The 21,835-nt window shown below is 30.8% G+C and carries 21 protein-coding genes and 2 tRNA genes; 7 read left to right on the top strand and 16 right to left on the bottom strand.

The annotated features are described in order from the left end of the window. Position 1 precedes the first annotated feature (1 nt). Positions 2–490 (top strand): DUF456 domain-containing protein, encoded by a 489-nt coding sequence (locus TTHT_RS03750; RefSeq protein ID WP_201328701.1) that lies wholly within the window; start codon positions 2–4, stop codon positions 488–490. On the opposite strand, the gene TTHT_RS03745 is transcribed toward TTHT_RS03750, so the two are convergent. The 11 genes from TTHT_RS03745 to rsmD form a co-directional block, all read right to left on the bottom strand. Then, complete coding sequence (locus TTHT_RS03745; RefSeq protein ID WP_201328700.1) at positions 437–1,042, bottom strand: hypothetical protein; 606 nt, start codon at positions 1,040–1,042, stop codon at positions 437–439. The two genes, TTHT_RS03750 and TTHT_RS03745, sit on opposite strands and share 54 nt — an antisense overlap. Continuing rightward, the gene (locus TTHT_RS03740; RefSeq protein WP_201328699.1) at positions 1,032–2,177 is read right to left on the bottom strand and encodes a DUF4388 domain-containing protein; all 1,146 of its coding nucleotides are present in this window, start codon (positions 2,175–2,177) and stop codon (positions 1,032–1,034) included. Before TTHT_RS03740 ends, TTHT_RS03745 begins: the two co-directional genes overlap by 11 nt. Further along, positions 2,168–3,901, bottom strand: a complete 1,734-nt coding sequence (locus TTHT_RS03735) for a tetratricopeptide repeat protein (RefSeq protein ID WP_201328698.1) — start codon at positions 3,899–3,901, stop codon at positions 2,168–2,170. Before TTHT_RS03735 ends, TTHT_RS03740 begins: the two co-directional genes overlap by 10 nt. Positions 3,902–3,979: 78 nt before the next feature. Continuing rightward, the gene (locus TTHT_RS03730) at positions 3,980–4,864 is read right to left on the bottom strand and encodes a glycosyltransferase family 2 protein (protein WP_201328697.1); all 885 of its coding nucleotides are present in this window, start codon (positions 4,862–4,864) and stop codon (positions 3,980–3,982) included. Positions 4,865–4,874: 10 nt separating this feature from the next. Continuing rightward, a complete protein-coding gene (locus TTHT_RS03725) occupies positions 4,875–5,438 on the bottom strand; it encodes a LemA family protein (protein ID WP_201328696.1) in 564 nt (187 codons plus the stop codon). Between the two features lie 9 nt (positions 5,439–5,447). Beyond that, entirely contained in the window at positions 5,448–7,130 is a 1,683-nt protein-coding gene (locus TTHT_RS03720; RefSeq protein ID WP_201328695.1) for a hypothetical protein, read from the bottom strand. 43 nt (positions 7,131–7,173) lie between these two features. Continuing rightward, positions 7,174–8,286: a radical SAM family heme chaperone HemW gene (hemW, locus tag TTHT_RS03715; RefSeq protein WP_201328694.1), complete on the bottom strand. Its 1,113-nt coding sequence runs from the start codon at positions 8,284–8,286 to the stop codon at positions 7,174–7,176. Then, positions 8,270–8,899, bottom strand: a complete 630-nt coding sequence (locus tag TTHT_RS03710) for a hypothetical protein (protein WP_201328693.1) — start codon at positions 8,897–8,899, stop codon at positions 8,270–8,272. Before TTHT_RS03710 ends, hemW begins: the two co-directional genes overlap by 17 nt. Beyond that, complete coding sequence (locus tag TTHT_RS03705; RefSeq protein WP_201328692.1) at positions 8,896–11,262, bottom strand: homocysteine S-methyltransferase family protein; 2,367 nt, start codon at positions 11,260–11,262, stop codon at positions 8,896–8,898. Before TTHT_RS03705 ends, TTHT_RS03710 begins: the two co-directional genes overlap by 4 nt. Then, on the bottom strand, positions 11,255–13,411 hold the full coding sequence (locus tag TTHT_RS03700; RefSeq protein ID WP_201328691.1) for a methyl-accepting chemotaxis protein: 2,157 nt from the start codon (positions 13,409–13,411) through the stop codon (positions 11,255–11,257). Before TTHT_RS03700 ends, TTHT_RS03705 begins: the two co-directional genes overlap by 8 nt. A gap of 395 nt (positions 13,412–13,806) precedes the next feature. Continuing rightward, a complete protein-coding gene (gene rsmD, locus TTHT_RS03695) occupies positions 13,807–14,367 on the bottom strand; it encodes a 16S rRNA (guanine(966)-N(2))-methyltransferase RsmD (RefSeq protein WP_201328690.1) in 561 nt (186 codons plus the stop codon). A 68-nt stretch (positions 14,368–14,435) separates the two neighbouring features. On the opposite strand from rsmD, the gene TTHT_RS03690 reads away from it, so the two are divergent. From TTHT_RS03690 to TTHT_RS03675, 4 genes are all read left to right on the top strand, one after another. Then, on the top strand, positions 14,436–14,918 hold the full coding sequence (locus TTHT_RS03690) for a metallophosphoesterase (RefSeq protein WP_201328689.1): 483 nt from the start codon (positions 14,436–14,438) through the stop codon (positions 14,916–14,918). 13 nt (positions 14,919–14,931) lie between these two features. After that, positions 14,932–16,356: a glutamate--tRNA ligase gene (gene gltX / locus TTHT_RS03685; protein WP_201328688.1), complete on the top strand. Its 1,425-nt coding sequence runs from the start codon at positions 14,932–14,934 to the stop codon at positions 16,354–16,356. A gap of 16 nt (positions 16,357–16,372) precedes the next feature. Then, positions 16,373–16,447 (top strand) — tRNA-Gln (locus tag TTHT_RS03680). Positions 16,448–16,458: 11 nt separating this feature from the next. After that, a tRNA-Glu gene (locus TTHT_RS03675) sits at positions 16,459–16,533 on the top strand. Between the two features lie 185 nt (positions 16,534–16,718). Here the strand turns inward: TTHT_RS03675 and msrA are convergent. The 3 genes from msrA to panD are packed head-to-tail and all read right to left on the bottom strand — an operon-like array spanning position 16,719 to position 18,003. Further along, positions 16,719–17,222 carry a peptide-methionine (S)-S-oxide reductase MsrA gene (msrA, locus tag TTHT_RS03670; protein WP_201328687.1) on the bottom strand — a complete coding sequence of 168 codons (504 nt, stop codon included), beginning with the start codon at positions 17,220–17,222 and terminating at the stop codon, positions 16,719–16,721. Further along, on the bottom strand, positions 17,222–17,647 hold the full coding sequence (gene trxC / locus TTHT_RS03665) for a thioredoxin TrxC (RefSeq protein WP_201328686.1): 426 nt from the start codon (positions 17,645–17,647) through the stop codon (positions 17,222–17,224). The genes msrA and trxC overlap by 1 nt, the downstream gene beginning before the upstream one ends. Beyond that, complete coding sequence (gene panD / locus TTHT_RS03660; protein WP_201328685.1) at positions 17,647–18,003, bottom strand: aspartate 1-decarboxylase; 357 nt, start codon at positions 18,001–18,003, stop codon at positions 17,647–17,649. Before panD ends, trxC begins: the two co-directional genes overlap by 1 nt. Positions 18,004–18,098: 95 nt before the next feature. On the opposite strand from panD, the gene TTHT_RS03655 reads away from it, so the two are divergent. Beyond that, entirely contained in the window at positions 18,099–19,988 is a 1,890-nt protein-coding gene (locus TTHT_RS03655; RefSeq protein ID WP_201328684.1) for a tetratricopeptide repeat protein, read from the top strand. Position 19,989: 1 nt separating this feature from the next. Further along, positions 19,990–20,373: a hypothetical protein gene (locus TTHT_RS03650; RefSeq protein ID WP_201328683.1), complete on the top strand. Its 384-nt coding sequence runs from the start codon at positions 19,990–19,992 to the stop codon at positions 20,371–20,373. A gap of 200 nt (positions 20,374–20,573) precedes the next feature. Here the strand turns inward: TTHT_RS03650 and TTHT_RS03645 are convergent, their stop codons facing one another. Beyond that, entirely contained in the window at positions 20,574–21,431 is an 858-nt protein-coding gene (locus TTHT_RS03645; protein WP_201328682.1) for a CsgG/HfaB family protein, read from the bottom strand. Positions 21,432–21,557: 126 nt separating this feature from the next. Then, positions 21,558–21,830 carry an HU family DNA-binding protein gene (locus tag TTHT_RS03640; protein WP_201328681.1) on the bottom strand — a complete coding sequence of 91 codons (273 nt, stop codon included), beginning with the start codon at positions 21,828–21,830 and terminating at the stop codon, positions 21,558–21,560. Positions 21,831–21,835: the final 5 nt, after the last annotated feature.

Genomic DNA, 21,835 nt, shown 5'->3' with positions numbered 1-21,835 from the left:
AATGATAGCGAAAATAATTGTTGTTCTATTTTATTTACTCTCCCTGCTTCTTTCCTTTACAGGATTTGCAGGGGGGGTTGTCCTTTTTTTAACCTCTCTAATTTATGGCTACTTTAACCATTTTCAAAATTTCACTCCTACCATTCTGGTAATTTTGGGTATCCTTGCTGTTTTATGTGAAGTAATAGAATTTTTTTCAGGTACTGTTGGAGCAAAAAAGTTTGACGCTTCAAGGCAGGCTGTTTATGGCTCTGTAATAGGGCTATTTTTAGGCTTTTTCTTTGCTATTTTCATATTACAGTTTTACCTTATTTTTATAGGGCTTATTTCTGGAGTAATTTTAGGGGAACTTATTGCGGGAAGAAGAGATTTAAAAACAATATCAAAATCATTAGTTGGAGTATTCTTAGGAAAAATAGGCGGAATTATTCTTAAATCAAGCATTACTTTCATTATGTTTATTATCGGAATCTGGAGACTTTTTTTCTAAAAAGTCTTTAAACGAATAAAACAAAATTAAAGCTATAACTATCTGAATCGCATCTATAGAAAACATAAGGTAAGGCTCTGATTTAAAAAATGGAAATAAATTAAACAAAACACTATAAAGAAATCCGACCACTGTATATAAAAACAATGCAGGGGATAAATCCCTCTGAATTATAGTCATTCTTGTAATTGCGTAAATAATTGCTACAAACGCAATAAACCCAGGCATAACAGCTTTAATTAAAAAAACCTCATACCTTGCTGTAAAAAAGTAAAGTATTAGAAAAAAAATAATCGAAAGTTTAGCAGGAATTTTAACTTTTGCTTTAAGAAAATGAAAAAGAAAAATAAATAGTAAAACCACAAAAGCAACTGAAACATTAATTAAAAAATATGGCAATAAAGCAACAAAAGGGATTATATCTTTAATTATCAGGTAAAAGAAAATACTCTCAGCAAGCAAAAAATATTGAACATTTCCAAGTTTAAAAAAATAAATAAACAAAAATTGGGCAAAGAGAAATAGAACTATCAGTAACCTTTTATTTTTCATCAGTAGCTTTAATCTCCTGATTTAGATAAAAAGAAACCGGCAAAGCTAATCCATATTTTCCGGGAATAATATAACTATTTTCGTTTAACCTAATAAAAACCGCAGGTTTCATAGAAAAAGAAAAATTAAGGAGCCTTTGAATTTCCCTTGCTTTAATCTCTTTTATTTTTGATACTTCATTACTCAATTCAATATACTCAGCATCTTTAAAAGTAGAATAAGATGGAAACAATTCATTTATAGGTGATTTAAAAGAAAAGAAAAGAGTAATTATAAAGATAATCCCAACAACTACCGCAATAAGCAAAATCCTTTCGCTCTTTGTTTCTGCCTTTCTTTTTGAAGTATAGTCAGGAAATGATGGTGCACTAATAACAGTAGGCTCAATAAAGCCCTGCTCTAATAAATCATAAAGGGCTCTATATGTATAAAATTCAATAAGCTTTGATTTTCCTACAATTTCAGAAAGAGATGACATGCCATCAACAAGCCCCAAAACATACTCCATTTCATAAGGCAAATTAGGCTTATTCTCCATCAAAAATTCATCTTCAACCAGAAAAGCGTCAACATCCTGTTTTTTTTCAGGCTCTAATTTTCCAGTCTTTCTGAAAACCATGTCAGGCTTTGAGAGTTTCTTTTCAATGAGAGGCCATTCGTCTATCATTCTCAAGCCTTCCATTAAAACGCTTTCAGTGGATAAAGGCTCAAAGTTTTCTTTATCATAGTCAACACTGGTTAAAGGCTTAAAATGGTAACTACCCCTTCTCCACCTGAATAAACTATAAACTATCTCAAGAACTCTCTTTTTAAGAGCCTCCTTCAAATCATCCTGTGAAATAAAATTCTTTTCAATTAAAATTTGTCCCAATCTTTTCATTGTATTTTTCTGTATTTCAAGGGCTATTTCCAGTTCCTCTTTGCTTATTGCTCCTATTCTAACAAGTAATTTACCTAAAAGATGATCAGATTTCCCTTTCTTTGACTCTGCTCCAACAATCATTCCATCCTGAAAAAAAACGTCTATTTCCTCATCATCTCTTTTTAAAGATAAAATTCCTGTTTTTTTCTGAATTGCAATTAACTGAAAAATATCTGCAAGGCTAAAATCTTTTAAAGTGCCTTTTAAAGCCATGAGTCTTCCCCTCTCTCAAAGAAAACATTAATCAGGTTAATCAGATATACCATCAACACCATTGCAAATAATGGTGCTGTTACGTAAAAGTTATGCGTAATTTTATAAGCATTTAAGGAATCCAACAATAAAACAAAGAAAACCAAAAATATAAAGAAACCAGAAAACACTTTTTGTAAGACAAAAATATTATAGAACCCTGGAAAAATTAATCCTAATCCTACTTCAAAAAATCTCTTTATAGTTAAATACAACCTTACTTCTCTTCTTTTTATTTCCTTTAAATCACTTGAAATATCTCCTTTATTTTTACTTAACAAAGCACATTGAGTACACAATTTATCATTCTGGGATTCAAAAACCTTAAATGGCGTCCCACATTTTATGCAACCTTTTGTTACAGAAATGTCTTTGGAGAAAAAATGAATAATTATTAAAAAAATCAATAAACATAACAAGAAGACAATAATTTTCAGTGAGTGGACAGATTTTGAAAAAGAAAATTCTTTAAGAAAAAGGAATAGTATTTCATTAAAAGATGGAACTGAAATTTGAGGGAATGGCTCTTTAATATTCAACCTCAACCACAAAGAAGTTTTTAAAGGGTTGGAAGAATAAGCAGACTTTAAAGCCTCTTCAGATTCAACAATGTTATACAACTTGGAGTTTAAATAAAACTTGTTGATATTTGGCTCAAAATTTAAACCATTTTTTACCGCTTCATCAAAAAAATTAAGCGCTAATTTTGGTCTTGATAGAAAAATATAAGCGACCCCTATATTGTTTAACGCATATTTATAAAGATTTGAATCTGAATCTATTTCTTTAAAGACTTTTATACTATCAACAGAATTACCCTGCCTTAACAAAGAAACTGCCTTTACAAAATTTTCAAAATTGCTTCTGGTTTTTTTGTCTTTAGAAATTCCTGAAAAAGGTTCAACTAAACTTTCATAATAAAAAGTCTTGTTTTTATAAACATTTTTTGTAAAAGAAGTTAGATATACCCCTATAAAACTTACAATCATTAACAAAGCAATAGCAAAATAGGTAATCACTTTCTCTTTTTTAGTTGAATAGATAAAGAATAAGAGCAACCAGTAAACAGGCAAAAACTTTAAATGAATGGTAAAAAACACAGGTAAAAACACAACTACAAAAAAAGCTATGTAAAGCGCAAGGGAATTATCCCACCCTTTTTTTTCTAAAAGTTTTCTAACATCGTAAAGCAACAGCCTGAAAAACCTTAAAAAAGATATAACACCTAAAATTAAAATAAAATAAAAAATTACAAGGTATGTTTTTGACATACAATTTAAAACAAACGGGAGAAAATTACTGACATTGGAAAGGTAATTTATAAGAGTATCAATAGAAAAAACCCATGCGGATACAAATTTTCTATCCTTAACCATTTTATCAACAGTTGTTTTATAAATTTCAAACTGCCTGGTGTCTACTTTATAAAAAAAGGGAGAATACCTTTGTTTAATTTCATTATTTTTGTCTAATATTCCGTAAAGGTAATTGAAAGAAGAATTACCCTCCGCAAAGAATGTTTTTCTAAAAATATTAAAGTCTTCCTCTTGATTAATATCTGGATTTAAATAAACACGAGTTAAAGAGTTTTGCAACTCATAATCAAAGTTTTGAGAGAAAGTGGGAAGTGAAAAAAGAATTGTCACTGTCAGAAAAACAACTAAATTCAGTTTAAACTTTCCCATAATTTAATAACTCCCCGTATTTAACTTGTAAATTTCTATTAAATTTTAACATTAAAAAACAAAAATCCAATATATTTTTTAATCATTCTCCGTGTCAATATCTTTATAGTACAGGGTAGAAATCTGCTCTGAAATCAATCCCATAAGTAATGTAAAAATTGAAGCAAGTAAAAGTATTCCTGTAAAAAGGGTGTATTTACCTGACACAAAATATCTGTAAAGAAAATGCAAAACAGCACTTACAAAAAGTAAAAGAGAAACCGGGAAAAAAATCTTCATGGGACTAAATAAGGTTGTAATTTTCGCTATTATATTGAAAAACTTTAGCCCATCCTTTAAAATTCTTATCTTGCTTTTCCCCTTTCTTTTTCTCGTTTTAATAGATACATAACAAAGGGAATAGCCTGCTTTTAAAATTGCAAGAGTACTTGTAGATGGATATGAGAACCCGTTCGGGAACATATATAGGAACTTAGATATTACCTCTCTCCTTGCTCCCCTCAATCCACTTGTTAAATCCTTTATTTCAAAATCCGCTACATAGCTTGCAAGTTTATTGTAAACAAAGTTTCCAAAAGCCCTGAAAAAACTCGCCTGAGATTTAGAATCCCTTGCTCCAACAACCAAATGATATCCCTCTTCAAGCTTTTCTAAAATTCTTGCAATGTCTTTCGGATAATGCTGGCCATCACCGTCAATCATTATCACATACTCACCTTTTGCATTTCTTATCCCTGTTTTTACTGCACCGCCATTTCCGATATTGTGCTTATGGTGAATTATTCTCACTTTTTCATCTTTAAAATCATTTAGAATCCTCTCTGTTCCATCACTTGAACCATCATTAACAACAATAATTTCATAAGGAAAACTAAAACTTTTGCAAAATTCTATTACTTCACTTAAAAACGCATCAATATTTTCTTTTTCGTTGTATACAGGAATAATCAACGATAACTTCATTTAAACTCCTTTAATTAAAAGAAATCTTAACATCCTGTCTATCCTCTTCATTTGCCTCGAAAAGAGGAAAAGGCTTATAATTTAACATCCTTGCAATGAAAACCTCAGGGATTTGCTCTATTGCAGTGTTAAACGCAGTGGCTGAAAAATTGTACATTTCCCTTCTATCTGCAAGTGCATTCTCAATGTCAGTTATCCTTCTTTGAAGATTTAAAAAGTTTTCGTTTGCCTTCAATTCTGGATACCTTTCAGATAGTGCAAAGAGTTGCCTTAATGCAGCGGTAATCATATTGTTTGCTTCCAATTTTTCGTCAATTGTGTTTGCATTTGTATACATATTTCTTGCTTTAATAACATTTTCTAAGGTTTCTCTCTCATGCTTAGCATACCCTTTTACCGTTTCAACAAGTTTAGGTATCTCATCATGCCTCTGTTTCAATAAAACATCAATGTTTGCAAATGCCTGAGGCACCTGGTTTTTTAAAGATACAAGCCTATTATATACTCCAACAAAATAAGCAACTATAATAAATACGAGAAAAATAAAAACACCTAAGAATATCAATCCTCCCATTTAATCCTCCTAAAAAATATTTACTGTTAACCATAATGTTAATACTAAACATACCAAACTTCCAATAAAATATAAAGGCAGGGCTATCTTTAACCTTTTTAAAATACTTCTTTCTTTTTCATTAGAAATAACAAAAATACCATTATTTCTATCATAGTCTATCAACAAATCAGCCGCCTGTCCTTTTAATTGCTTATATTCAAGAAATTCATCCCTTAACTTTTTTTGGGCAATTTCCCACTCTTCAAAATCAATAACCCCATTTCCATCTAAATCAAATTTTTTCATCTTTTCTTTATCTTTCTTTATCTCAGACAAAAACTTTCCATAACTTATACTTTTAGAAATTGGTTTTGCTGTACCAAGAACATAAACCTTCTGTCCATCAAGGATATACTCTTCTTTATACCTTACATTGTCAGCACCAAATAAACCATATTGCATTTCATTGAAGGTTGTGTTTGTTGTATAGAGATTTGTCAAAAAGAATGAAGCATTTTTTACATTTACCCCTATCTCACCAGTTTCATCTCTTAATACACAATTTTCTGCACACCCTTCACCAATTTCAACAGTTACCCAGCGAGAATTTCTACCACTTCTTACAAACTTTTCTTTAGTATATCTAAAAAAGACACAGGGAGAACCTGAAATAGGGGAAATAACAGGTTTTGGGGAAGTAATCTTTCCAGAAACCTCAACAAAACCAGCAGCAATTGACCTTAGTTTTGATGTTGGAGTATCCTCTATAATCTGTTTTATTTTCCACACTCTAAACATTTTATAAGTAAAGACAATAAATCCTAACAAAGTAGCAAAAAAGAGATATAACCCGTCCCCTGTTCTGAATGAGAAATAGATAAGAATGAACATAACCGTTAAGGTAAACGCAGGAAGATAAACAATATTGTCTTTAAAGTTTTTCTTTAATAAATGCGACATAATCTTAAATGAATTATTTATTATTTTATGATTGTAAACTGGCTTTTGTTTAAATGACACTTTTTTAAAAAGAGAATCTGGAAGTTTCTGTGAATATAACCCATATTTTAAAGCATACGCAATAAACCTTGACATTAAAACCAAATCCCCTTTAAAAAAACCGCTTTGATAAAAAAAGGTTGAATCAAGTACAACCTCATTTTTTTCTTTAAATTTTTCCAGAGTATTAATTAAATTTGCTTTCCTGGAGACCCCCTTTTTCCCATCTAAATCCAAAATAACTGTATTTGAAAAATCAATTACAAAAGCAGCTTCCTTTGTGACTATTGCAATTTTTTCAGCACTTATAATTGCTTTTTTTAAGGTTAACACTTCCTGTGATTTAATGTCAGACACTACAATTATAGTATCTTTGATAATGTATGAATCCCCTTCATTTGAAACAACTTTTATCCCATCGTTAGCAAGGTTTATCCTTTTTGCGTTTATTTCCTTTATTTCATTTACAACATCAACATAATTTGCTGGAAGAAATGGAATGCCTGCACTTTTCAATCCGGCTGTTATTCTGTTTATCTTTTCAATATCAGGTGTTTTTGATATAAAACCAAGCCCCCTACCAGTAAAAACATTTTTTAGGGTGACAACATCGTAACCTGAAATATCAGCAATTTTTTTAAGCTTTTCTCTATCAAGTTCTTTTGTTTCATCGTAAAATGTTGGAACCATTACTGTTGACCAATTCTCCATTTAACTTTACTCCATTTGAATTTATTTCAAAAATTTTATCATATTAAAAAATAATCTCCTCAAATATCTCATTGGAAAGAAGAAAACCATCAATTGTCAAACTGATTCTATTCCCATCAAATATAAAAAACTCAATGAATTTTTCTATAACAGGTTTGAAGTAATCAAACGGATCAACTCCCCATTTGTCTTTAAATTCATTCCTATCCACCCCTTTTTTCATCCTTAATCCAAGCATAAAAAATTCTTTTACTAAATCTTCAAATTCCAGATTAATAACTTCTGCTTTAAAATTGCTTTTTACAAAATTATTGTAATCTGGCAACTCTGAAAACCTCTTTCCTTTTTTATTTTCTTTCGTATATTTGTATGAGTGGGCTGAAACACCTATCCCAAGGTAATTATTTCCAGTCCAGTAAAGGGAATTGTGAAGGGATTGAAAACCATTTTTTGCAAAATTTGATATTTCATATTGATAAAAGCCTTTACTTCCAAGAAAATCAATTGTGTTTTTATATAGCAATGCTGAAAAATCATCATCTGCTTTCAAATGAATATTTTTATCCCCTTCGAGCATATAAACAGATATATGTTTGAGTTCATCTAATAACGGAAAATTAAATATTTCTTTAACACTTTTTTCTTCCTGGCCTTTTATCCCAATAATAAAATCAACAGATACATTGTTAAAATACCTCAGAGCAAGTTCAACAGAATCCACTGCTTTCTTACTGTTATGCACCCTATTTAGCTTTTTTAAAATATTATCATCTGTGCTTTGCACTCCAATACTTATTCTGTTAACTCCAAGCCCTTTTAACCCTTTTAAATAATCCTGGGTTAATGTTTCAGGGTTTGCCTCAATTGTAATTTCTTTAAAATTTGAAATATCCATAAATCTATTTAAGTTTACGAGAAAGCTCTCAAAAAAGTTCAAACTCATTAAAGAGGGAGTACCTCCTCCAAAGTAAAGAGTTTCAAAGCGTGGAACAAAATCAAATTTTTCTATCAAAAAATTAAAGTGATTTGTCAATGAGTTAAGGTATTTATCCTCTTCTATCTTTCCAGTTCTTGAATAAAAAGAGCAATACTTACACCTTTGAATACAATACGGGATGTGGACATACAATCCCTGAAAATTATTCTTTATTTCCAATAGAAACCTCTAAAGATATTTTATTGTAGAATTCTTTTAATCTCTTTGTTTTCAAATAATAAGAATAAGGATTTAAAGGTAAGGGATTTTTTGCAACTGCATTTTCCAGAGCATACTTCTTCACTCTCTCGGAAACGCTCATACTTTTATTAAAAAATCTTGTTGTTAAATATGAATAAACTATAGTTCCCCTTTTTACTGCAGGATATACTCCAAATAAATATATTCCTTCAGTTAAAATTAAAAATAGCAAAAGCAAATTTAAAATCCATAAAAAATCTTTTATTTTAAACATTAAAATCAGAAAAATCACAAAAACAATGAGCCAGAAAACCAATAAAGGTTTTATTTTAGAAAAAATAAAATTGTAGTAAAAATTACCTGCTTTAACTACCGTATCTTTGTTAAGAAAAATATCAGCAAAAAATTTTTCTTCTCTATTTACATCCTTTCCAGAGGGTAAAATCTCCATATTTTTTCTATAATTCAAAGGCACCTGATAGATTGAATCAACAAAGTAAACCCTCCCTTTTTCGTCTTTGTACTTGTAAACATCACTAAATGCAGAAAATGAAATAAATATTATAAACAGAAAAAATATAGTTTTTTTCATAACAGATTCCTTACAAGGTTAACTGCATCAAAGGCATTTTTTCCATAACCGTCGGCTCCAATTTCCTCTGCAAACCTTTTCGTTACAACAGCCCCACCTACAATTACCTTAACCTCTGGCAGACTTTCCTTTATTTTTTTTACTGTTTCTCTCATATAAGGTAAACTTGTTGTCATTAAAGCGGATAAACCAACAACTCTTGCATTTGTTGAATTAATTTCCTCAATAATCTCATCAGGAGATTTATCAATACCACCATCAAAGACAGAAAAACCAAAACTCTTTAAAACTGTTAAAACAATATTTTTCCCTATATCATGCACATCGTTTTGAACAGTAAAAAGAAGTATTCTTGCATTATCCATGTTTTTATTTTTATTTTCCCCGGCTAACTCTTCTTCAAGATAAGGCTTTAATGTCTCAAAAGCGTTTTTCATTGTTTCTGCTGAAGAGAGTAATTGAGGAAGGTAAATTGCTCCCTTCTCAAAATAGCTCCCGATTTTTTCCATATTTTCAATTAACCCTTTTTCAAGTAAAAATGTGGCTTTATCCCTTTTTTCAAGCCTTGAAATAATCTCTCTGGTTAAATTTTCAATATCCCCTTTAATCAGATACTCGCCCCATTTGGAAAATTCCCCTTTAAAAACCAAGCCATTCTTTTCTCCCAGAGAAAAACCTTTCCCTTCAAAAATAGCCTCGTTATTAAAAATAACTGAAGCAATATTTGGGTCAGAAATATCTAATATAGAGGCAGTTAAGCCCCTTCTAATTAAATTTGTTAGAAGAAATGAATTAAGCCTGCTTCTATCAGGTAAACCGTGGGAAAAGTTAGATAAACCAACAATTGTTTTATATTTTGATTTTTCAATTATCTCCTCAACATAATGGTAGTTTTCAACCCCTGTACCCAAAGTTAAAGCAAGGGGATCGACAAAAATATCTCTTTTATCAATTTCGTACTCTTCTACAAACATATCCACCAATTCAAGGCCTTTAAGCCTTTCTTCAAAGGTTTTAGGTACTTTTTTGCCACTCATTAGAAGTACTATTATTTTGCCCCCAAATTTTTTATACAACTCGGCAATAAAATTAAACCTCTTTTCCGTTAAGTCAGCAGAATTGTAAAGGGGGGTACAAGCAGAATACAAAGCAACCTCATTCATAACTTCCAGGTATAAGGTATCAATTGAAATTATAGGTTTTGCAAAATTTTGAAGAGCAATTATATCCCTTTTAGCAGTTAAATAGTCATCTCTGGCAATCAAATCTACATTAAAATCAAGACATTTAGCCCCTGCAGTTATCTGCCTGTTAACCTCTATTTCAATAGCATTTTCAAAATTTTTCAGGTAATTTTCTTTAAATGTTTTATTGCCAAGTAAATTTAGCCTTTCGCCTATTGGAAAAAATGATTTGTTTTCAAAATCTACAAGAAAATCAGGAGAAACCAAAAAATCTTTTTTATTTTTCTTGACATAAGTACCCTTAAATTTATTAACTTCTTCTTTAATTGCCCTCGTATAATCTGGATTTGAACCACAACAACTTCCAACAATCCTTGCTCCATTTTTTAAAAATACAGATAATGCTTTTTTAAATTCTTTTTTAATATCAGGATAATAAACTTCCCCATTTCTCAATTCTGGAAGCCCTGCATTTGGAGAAGCAGACATTGGCTTTGAAATATATTCTGAAAAAGATTCAAAGTTTAAAGCCATATCTAAAGGCCCGGTAGAGCAATTTAACCCTGCCACATCACAGTCAATTGTATCTAAAAATGCCCCACAGTTTTTCGCATCAACACCCTGAATTGTTGCCCCGTTTGAATTCAGAGTAAATTGAGCAATTACTGGAATAGAATTTGAAATTTTTCTTACAGAATAAACCGCCAATTTTAATTCAAGAAAGTCTGAAAATGTCTCAAAAAGTATGCCTTGAACTCCCTGCAAAAGTGCCAGTTCAGTGGCAGTTGAATAAAAATCTATAAAAAAGTCCAGAGTTTCAGCAGAATAACTAAATATTGAATCACTCATAGGACCAAAGCTGGCAAAACAAAATACACTTTTCTCTTTTGCCGCTTTAACCCCTATTTCAACACCAGATTTTAAGAGTTTCAAAGCGTAATTTTTGTCTATTTTCCCGGTATTAAAGAGGTGAAATAGCCCAAAAGTATTTGTTTTGATTATATCTGCCCCTGCATCAATATAATTTTTATGAAGGCTTAACACTGTTTCAGGAGACACTATATTAGCTTCTTCTGGAAAGTTTATTCCTTTTATAGAAGCGGATAGTTGAGTACCATAAGCACCGTCAAGAATAAGAATTTTATCAAAAAGCAATTGAATAAATTCTTTTCTATTCATTTTCTACATCAGAGGAAGGTAATTTTATTGTTGAAAATATTGAATTTAATGCAATCATTGCCTTATTAATACTGTATAAAATAAATTCAATATTAATAATAGCTTCTTTCATCCCTTCTGAGCCTGCATCAATATTATTTAATAAAGTTAATATCTCCTTAAGTCTATTTTTAAATCTGACAATGGATTCATTTAAATCTACCGAAAGGTTTCTCATTTTATCGTATGTAAAACTAAATGTTGAAGTACTGTCAGACATCTGTTCATATGAAACCTTGATAACCTCAACGACATCTTTTAAATCAATAGCGTTATCAAATATCTTATCCATAACTTTTTTTTGTTCAGAGAAATCATAATTTATAGAATCAAGAAAATTCTCAATATTCCTTAAATCCTCAACCAGTTCCCCTAACATCATCTTTGCATCTTCAATAATAACAAAAATAATATCATTACTCTTTGAAATAGATTTAATCTGATTCTTGTTTTCTTCCACAACCTTAGATGCCTTATCTAAAAAATTTTCAACTGATGCTAAAGATTTCTTTGAATTCATTCCTATCTCTTTTATAACCTTAAAATTACCAACTCCTTTTGAAATAATCCCACCCATTTCAGACATAGAAATATGCAATCTTTCTGACAAATCTTTTATCGACTCAGCAATAACCCCAAAACCTGAATCCTCGCTACCACTTTTAACTGCAATTAAAGATGCGTTTAAAGCCAAAACATTAGTCTGGTCAATCAAATCCTCAATAATTTTAAATATCTGGTTTATTTTATTTATTTCCTCAGATTGCAAATCAATCTTTTGTAAAATTTCTTCAAAATATTTTTTAAATTTATTTAATGAATCAGCAGTGTTGTCTAAATAATCCTTATTTTTTATATTTTGCTTTTCAAGGGTTAAAAGCTTTTTTATTGCCTCATTATTTTCAATTGACAGGTTTCTTGCAAAATCAAAAACTTTTTCGATAGACTTGTTAAGCCTATCACTAATCATTAAAATCCTTCTGGTTTGTTCTTCTAATTCGCTGTGAGTAACATTCACTTCTGTAATCGAAGTAGTAATACTATCAGTAATTTTAAGTAAATTATGAGTTTCATTCCTTGCTTCATTGATAGCTGCCACAAATTTGACAATAACATGAGAGAAATCTTCCGCAATTTGCGACAACTGAGAAGTAACACTTGTTATATTTGTAACAAACTCATTTAAAAATAGTAGTTGAGATTTTGTTGCAGACAAATTTCTCGATTGATTTGTTGAATGTAAAGAAAAAGAATCATAACTTGAAAGAAGATTATTTACATCGGAAGTAATATGGGAAATTAAGAATGAAATTCTGGTGAATAACAGAGACAGACTTTTTTTAGCTTCAATAATCTTTAAATTAAGTTTCACTAACTGATCATCTGAGTACAGAACTTTAAATTTTTGCAGATCTTTGGATACAAGCTTTTCCACATTACTTTCTATGATGCTAAATTCATTTTTAATATCTTTACCCATTTGAACATAAACTACATACCCTAAAAATAATAAAAAAATCAAAAAGAAAATTAAGCCTTTGCTCAATATTAATTTAAAAATTTGAAAAGATTTTATAGGAACATAAACAAAAAGTGTTCCTAAATCTTTCACCTTTGATTTAATAAAAACATCCTGACTTGACATTTTTTGAGGAAAGGAATATCCAAAAATTTTCCCTTTTCTATCAATAAAAGAAATTCTTGCCCCTTTAGGAAATTTTACCGTTTTTAAATAAATATCAAGGTCTTCAGGAGAGCTATTTGAAAAGTAATACCCTTCTATGGATTCTTCAATTTGGTCTATTGAGCCATTTATAAAATCCATTATATTATTTTTCAAAATATCTGTAGTAACACTTAAACTAACAATACTAAAAAAGAGAATGACATAAAAAAGGACATAAGTTAAATTAACTAAAAACCATTTAAAATCAATAATTTTTTCCGGTAAAAAATTCAACTGAATCTCATCATCAAACTCTTTTAGTATCCCGGAAAAATAGGTTCCAACTATTCTCTTTGATATTATTTTACTTACAAATGCAGAAATCGGAGAAAGACCAACAACCGAAAACAAAACAACAATTATCCTAAAAAAATCATTTTCCATGAAAAATAACCTCAAGACAACAGCAAAACTAACTCCTCCTATTATCCAGAGAAGCAAACTGTTTAAATAAAATTTATTTGGTAAACGATAAAAAAATTTTATTTTTTCTACAATATCCCTTATTTTTCCCTTATCTAACTCGTTTAAAAAAACTTTATTTTTTGATATTTTTTTAAGAATAAAATAATTCTGAATCAGGTAAACAACAGAAATAAAAATTAATTCATAAGCAATTGATTTAATTATAAATATAGGAGTGTAAAATTGTAATAGAATATAAAGTAAAAAAACACCAAAACTTCCGCTTAATTGCACCAATATATCATTTAAAATTAATTTTTTTACAAAAGCATTAAATTCTTTGTTATTCGTGCTACTCATAATTATTTATGTTATCAGAAAAAATTGTTCTTTGTAAACATAGAAACTCTTTTGTTTCCATACTTTTTTACTTTCCATAACTCACAATTTTCAAGCCCCACATCAATATTAATTCTGTGTTCGATAATTATCAGCAAATTTTTTTCCGGAAGATATTTATTCAAATATTTCATTATTGCAGAGTACAATTTTTCATTTTTGTATGGAGGATCAATATAGATTATCGCTCTATCAATATCCTTTAAATACTTTGTAAAATTTTTCAGAAAAACTAATACATTCTCTTCTACAACTAAAGTATTAAAATCAAACCCTGTCTTTTTTAAGTTCTGCCTTACTATGTCAATAGATTCCCTTGCATTATCCACAAAAACTGCCTTTTTTGCGCCTCTGGATATAGCCTCAATTCCCATTATGCCTGTTCCACAGCACAAATCAAAAAAACAAACACCTTTAATATCACTACCAACAATATTAAAAACCGCCTCTCTTATTAAACTTGAAGTCGGCCTTATATCTTTGCCTTTCGGAGTTTTTAATTGCATCCCCTTTTTTGTTCCTCCGGTAATTCTCATTTATCCTCCCGACATTGCATTTCTTTGTTTCTTGACAAAAAACCCTTTTAAAATAATAATTGTTAAGTATGAAAGTTGCAATTTTTTCTGACACACACGACAACTTAACCCTATTTAAGAAAGGAATTGATTATTGCAAAAAACAGGGGATTTTTACAATAATTCACGCAGGAGACATAATTTCTCCATTTACAATAAGAGTTTTCGGTGATTATTCACAATTTAATTTCATAGGAGTTTTTGGAAATAACGATGGAGAAATGAGGTATTTGAAAAAACTATATAAAACAATTTACTATCCACCACACTTCTTTGAAATTAACGGTAAAAAAATTGCACTCACCCATAACCCTGAAACACTTGATTTTGACAAAACAGATACAGACATAATTATTTATGGTCATACCCATGAAAAGGATTTGCGTGAAAACAACGAAAAACTTATAATCAACCCTGGAGAAGCGTGCGGATACCTGACTGGTGAACCAACATTTGCTATTTTAGAAACAGATAATTTAGAAGTTAAAATATTAAACATATCTCAAATATAATAAAGGAGAAAAAATGGAAAAGAATAAAGAAGTAAGGGTAAGGTTTGCCCCTTCCCCCACAGGGTACCTTCACATAGGGGGAGCAAGAACCGCACTATTTAACTATGTTTTTGCAAAGAAACACAATGGAAAATTCCTTTTAAGAATTGAGGATACAGACACTGAAAGGTCAAAAAAAGAATACACTGAACAAATTATAAGAAGCCTTGAATGGCTTGGAATAAAGCACGACGAAAAAATTGTTTATCAATCTGAAAGGTTTGAAGTTTACAAAAAGTATGCAGAAAGATTACTAAACGAAGGTAAAGCTTACAGGTGTTTTTGCACAAAAGAAGAAATTGAAGAAAAAAAGAAAAACAACCCTAAATGGAAATACAACAGAAAATGCCTGAATTTAAGCAAGGAAGAAATTGAGAAAAATTTAAGAGAAGGTAAACCGTATACAATAAGGCTTAAACTCCCGGATACCGAAATAAGATTCTACGACTATGTTAAGGGAGATATGAAATTCCATTCAAAAGACTTTGAAGACTTTATAATTGTTCGATCAAACGGTGTCCCTATTTACCAGTTTACAGTTGTAATAGATGACTATGAGATGGGAATCACCCACGTTATTAGAGGAGATGACCACCTTTCAAATACTCCAAAGCAAATCCTCATATATCAGGCTTTAGGGTTTGAAACGCCAGAATTTGCTCATATTCCCCTAATTTTAGGACAGGATAAGAAAAGGTTAAGTAAAAGGCACGGTGCAACAAGTGTTGAAGAGTATAGAGAAAACGGCTTTCTCCCTGAAGCCCTCGTAAACTTTATTGCACTTTTAGGCTGGTCTCCAGGTGACGACAGGGAAAAAATGTCTCTTGATGAAATTATTAAAGAATTTTCACTTGAAAGAATCAACAAAAGCCCTGCTGTGTTTGATTATAAAAAAGCACTATGGATTAACGGTAAATACATATCTGAAAAGAAAAACGAAGAATTACTCCCGCTTGTAAAAGAAGTTTACAAAAAACATGGAATAGATTTCACCTCCAATCCCAATTATTTGAAAATACTGGAACTTTTAAAAACAAGAGTTAAAACAATAAATGAATTTTACGAATTTGGGCTTTACTTTTTCAAAGACCCGCAAAGTTACGATGAGAAAGGGATAAAAAAGTACTTTAAAAAAGAAAATTCAAAGAAATTACTTGAGAAACTTATTGAAATACTTGAAAATACAGAGCCTTTTACAGAGGAGAAACTTGAGGAAGTTTTAAGAAGTGAGGCAGAAAAAGAAGAGTTATCTGCTGCAAAGTTTATTCATCCTCTAAGGCTCGCAATTACAGGTTTTACAGTAAGCCCTGGTATATTTGAAACAGCTGTACTAATAGGCAAAGAGAATTGTATAAATAGGGTCAAAAAAGCACTTGATTTTTTATCTCAAAATGAATAAAATATAATCCGCCTGCTGGGAGATCGTCTAATTGGCAGGACGCCAGACTCTGGATCTGGTTGTCGGGGTTCGAGTCCCTGTCTCCCAGCCATTTCTTTTTGTGGGGCATTGGTCTAGGGGTTAGGACGCCGGCCTCTCACGCCGGTAGCAGGGGTTCGATTCCCCTATGCCCTACCATTTTCATCTTTAATGCTGGATTATAAATTCTGAATTTTGAATTGAGGAATTTTTTTCAAATTAAAAGATTTTTATCTCAATTCAACATTTAGCATTCATCATTCAACATCTTATAATTCTTAAACAAATTTTAAATTATGAATTTTGGATTTTGAATTGAGGAAGGGATTCTTTAAAATAATTCCTCAATCTTCTTTTTCTAAAATTGAAAGGTCTATATGGCAATATCCGTTAGGGTTTTTATCAAGATAATCCTGATGATACTCTTCAGCAGGCCAGAATTTCCCCGCAGGCTCAATCTTTGTAACTATTGAAAATTTGTACTTTCCAGACTTTTCTTGCTCTTCCTTGCTTTTTATAGCCTTTTCTTTTTGCTCTTCATTTAAATAAAAAATTGCACTTCTGTACTGAGTACCAATATCCGCCCCCTGTCTGTTTAAAGAAGTTGGATCATGAATTTTCCAGAAATGCTCCAAAATTTCTTCATAAGAAATTACTTTATTATCAAACTCTATTAACACACTTTCCGCGTGACCTGTTTCTCCTGTGCACACTTCTTCGTATGTTGGGTTCTCTTTATGCCCTCCACAATAACCTACTTCTGTATCTAAAACCCCTTTTACCCTTTTAAAGTATGCCTCAACACCCCAGAAACAACCTGCTGCTAAAATAGCCTTTTCCTTTACCATTATCCTATTACCGAATTAATCCATTGAATTATCTGAGGTGCACTCATGGCACCAGAGATTCTTCCCAACTCCTGCCCATTTTTAAAAACAATCATTGTTGGAATTCCCATTATTCCGTACATTCCTGCAATTTCAGGATAGTTATCCGAATTTAGTTTAGCAAATCTAACTTTTAACGGAAAATGCTTTGCTGCCTCTTCAAATTGAGGAGCCATCATTAAACATGGGGCACACCAGGGAGCCCAAAAATCCACCACAACAGGTATGTCGTTTTTCTCAATATGCTTTTTAAAATTCTGAGCATTTAATTCAACTGGATGAGTGTCTTTAAGGCTATTTTTACACTTTCCACATTTAATATCTTTTGCCCCCCCTTTTATTTCAACATTGTTAACAGTATCACAAAAAGGACAAACAATATGCATTATAGTACCTCTTTTATTTCATTATTATCATCCATTATTACAAGAACAGGTTTATGTTTTTCCATTTCTTTTTCATCTAACATACAGAAAGTTGTAATAATTATCTTATCTCCCACCATTCCCTTTCTTGCCGCTGCACCATTTAATTCAAAAGCCTTACTTCCTCTTTTTCCCTTGATTGCGTATGTTTCAAGCCTCTCACCGTTATTAACATTGTAAACCTGGATTTTTTCAAATTCTCTTATTCCAGCAACTTCCATAATTTCTTCGTCAATAGTGAGAGAACCGCTATAATCAAGGTTGGCTCTTGTAATTGTGGCTCTGTGAATTTTGGCTTTTAAAAATTCTCTTAACACAAGTAGCCTCCTTGTTTTTTTGTCCGCAAATATTATAGCAAAAGTTCAAATAGATATATATTGAATTATAAAAATCTGTCTGTTAGAATTTTTGTATGGAAAAAAAAGAAATAATTGAAAAGACAAAAAAAGCTTACCAATTATATAAAGAAAATAAAATATATCATGCATTTAAAGAAATTTATCCCGTTGCACAGAAAGTCAAAACAGAAAAAGTGCAAAAACTTTATAAAGTTATAACTATAAAAGCAAAACAACTTCTTGAGGATTTGTACAATAGTGGAGAATTGAACAAACTTGAAGAAATAGAGTATATGTTTTTTGAGGGTGTCAACATACCCGCAATAAAGAAAATATTTCAGAAAGCAAGAGAAGATAGAAAAAAACTGCTTGAACAGTTAAAAGAGGAAGAAGATTTAGAGGATTTTTCTGAAAACTCATCTACCTACCAGGGGATAAGCCTTGAAGACAACTACACAGAAGATGAAAAAAATGAGTCTGAAAGCTTTGATTTTAATGCTGATAACTTTAAACTCTCATCTTTTTCTGAAGACGAAATGGGAGAACAGGACGTAAACGCGTTAATACAAAAAGGTGTTTCTCTTTACGAAGTAGGAGATATTGAAAATGCTTTAGTAGTGTGGGAAAAAGCTTTGCAACTGCAACCTGAAAACGATTTTGTAAAAGAGTATATAGCAAATGCAAGGAGAGAATTAGGAGACAATACTGTTGCCCAGGATATAGATTCAGATTCCAATTATTCTGACAATTCCTTACAGGAATTTCAAACAGACACACCTTCATTAGAACCTGAACAAAATGATGAATTAAAAGAAAAAGAGGAAGAAGTTGAGATTATATTTGATGAAGAAAATTTAAGCGGAGAATTAAAAAGGGCTATTGCTATTGCAAGGAGTGGAGATGTAGAAAGAGCAAATAAAATACTAAACTCTCTTTATAGCAACAATCAAATTAACGAAAATCAGTACAAAAATGCTAAAAAATTTATTTCAAAAATTGAAAAAGAAGTAGGCGTTACTATTGTCAAAAATAAACTAAAAAATATGATAAACGACAAGGACTTTGAAAATGCACTAAACTATCTTAAAAAAAATAGAAACAGGTTAAGTGTAGAAGAAGCAAATAGAATTGAGCAGTTGATAATGCAAAAAAAACAGGAGCAAGCATTATCTCAATCTTTTGAACTTGAACTTGACGAACAACCTGAAACAAAACTTGAAACAACAAAGTCAAAACCTATACTTAAAAGAGAAAACATTAAGCTTAAAGCAAGAAAAAACATTAAACATAAAAACAAAAAATCAAATCTAAGTGTTTACTTCAAAACAACCTTCTTTTTTATACTTTTAATAGTAATACTCGCTGTGGTAATTTTCTATGGAATAAAAGTAATTCAATCAAATATTCAAACAGATAACACTGCATTTGACATACAGACATTTCAACTTCAAGAACTGGAAAAACAAAAAAAAGCACGTTTTAACAAATACATTAAAGAAGCAAGAAATTATTTTGATCTGGGAGAGTATTTGTTTGCATACTATACTTACCTTCATGCTGAACGATTTGGAAAACTGAATGAACAACAAATAGCATTCCTTTCTAAAGCCAGAAGGTTAATGAAACAGGAGGCAATTAACAAAAGAAAAGAATTAAGATTAGCTGAAAGATACTATAAAACCCGACAGTACGAAAAGGCTATCCCACACTATAAAAACCTTCTTTCAGAAAATCCTGAAGATTTAACTATTAAAGAAAAACTGTTTGACTGTTATAAAAAAACTGCTATTAACTATGCATTAAATAATAATGTACTAAAAGCTAAAACATATTTTAAATATGCACTGGTATTAAATAGAAACGATTCAGAAATTCCTAAACACCTTAAAGTTTTAGATAGGTATCTTAAAGGACAGATAAATCAAAGACTATTAACTCAATGGTTCTATTTTTACATAAAGTAAAATGAGTATTAAATGTAGATCTTGCGGTTACATTAATCCAGATAACAAAAAAGTTTGTGATAATTGTGGGTGCAATCTAAAATATTCGCAAATTTTTGAAAAAATTTTAGAAAACGAGATGCATTCATCCGACTTTCTCTTTGAAATTGAAGATAACCACAAAATTAAAACAAATGAAAACGAATTTTTATTTGATTCGTCTGAGGAAGAACCTATACAAACATCATTTGACGAAGAAGATGAATATAAACCAATTTCTTTTCCAGACCCTGAACAGGAAAAGAAAGCAAAAATAACCAAACAAATGGAAGATAATGAAAGAAATATCAGAGAGATAGGAAAAATTGTATCTATAGAATTGCTTGAATACTTTGTTTTTTTCTAATGCTTTTATTTTTAATTAAAGTATTTTTCAAAAACTATTCAATTCCCAATTTTGAAATCGGGAAAAGTGCACTTATTACTTATTTATTTTTTAACATTCAATCGTATTTTTTTACAGGGAAACAACTCACTTTTCATTTAATAAAAAAAGAGGGAGACAATTAGTCCCCCTGCAAATTAAACATTCTATTGTTTTGTATTTTATTCCCTTGAAACAATATCTCCTTTTTTGGCAGTACCAGAAATTATTTTGCATTTTGAATACTTTTCTTTTACTTCAATCACCTTTATGCTTGCAACTGTTGTCATTTCCGCCCCTAATTCTTCTCCAGTATCAGGGTCTATTAAAACTTCGCCTTTCTTTTTAACTGTAAAAACATCACCATTTTGTACACCATTTCTGGCACCTAAATTAATAAAGACTTCTCCTCCTTTTACAGCAATAACCTTACCTGTTTTCACACTCATCTCTGGGGATTCAATCTTTAATTCCTGAACTTTTTTGCTCAACTTATCTGCCATCTGTTCAACAATAGGTTCAAATATGTCATTTACCATGGTTTCGTCGTAATCAGTGCCACCGCCTATAGTTGCAATCCTTAAATTCATAAACTTCTTTGAACCCATACCCTTATCAACATATACAACTTCACCTGTATCAGTTCTAATAAGTCTAATATCAAGCCTTCCCTCAAGCTTTTTATTCTTAAATTTAAATCCCACCTTGAAAAAGGCGTCAAAACTCTTGCCTTTATACGCAAACCTTGTAACCTTTCCAGTAAGAATATACTGAACACCCACCAATTTTCCTATTTTTACAGCTGTAGCAGGGTCAACATTCCCTGACATACTGAGATTTTGCTCTTTCATTATTGCTTCAAGTCTTTTCCTCTCAAAAACCCTGACTGCTCCTCTTTCAACCAGTGCAGTAGTAAAAAGTGACACCAATGCCGCCGAAATTTCCCTTTTGTGAGGTTTAAAACCATACCACAAACCGGCATCATCAACATCAAAATCAACTATGGCAATACGAGGTCTCGTATCTCGTGCCTGCAGCATCCCTCCAAAAAGCAGAAAGATTAAAAATACACTTAAAAATTTCCTCACCATTTATCCACCTCCGAATTATTCTCATTAAAGTTTACATTTATAAAAGAAATTATGACTTGATATAAATCACAAATCTTATTTAGTAGCCTCTTTTAACTCCTTTCCTGGCTTAAAATAAACTATTTTTTTAGCCGGGACATTCACCTTCTCCCCTGTCTGCGGGTTTCTGCCTATTCTTGGCTTTCTTTCTCTAATTCTTAAACTACCAAACCCCCTTAATTCAATCCCTTCTCCCTTTTTTAAAGACTCAATCATAGAACCTAAAAAGGTGTTGACAACAGCCTCAGCATTTTTTTTACTCATTCCCATTTCCTGAATAAGAATGTTAATTAAATCAGCCTTTGTCATAAAAA

The sequence above is a fragment of the Thermotomaculum hydrothermale genome, assembly GCF_016592575.1.
Classification (GTDB): Bacteria; Acidobacteriota; Holophagae; order Thermotomaculales; family Thermotomaculaceae; genus Thermotomaculum; species Thermotomaculum hydrothermale.
This window is presented reverse-complemented; position numbering and strand designations above follow the sequence as displayed.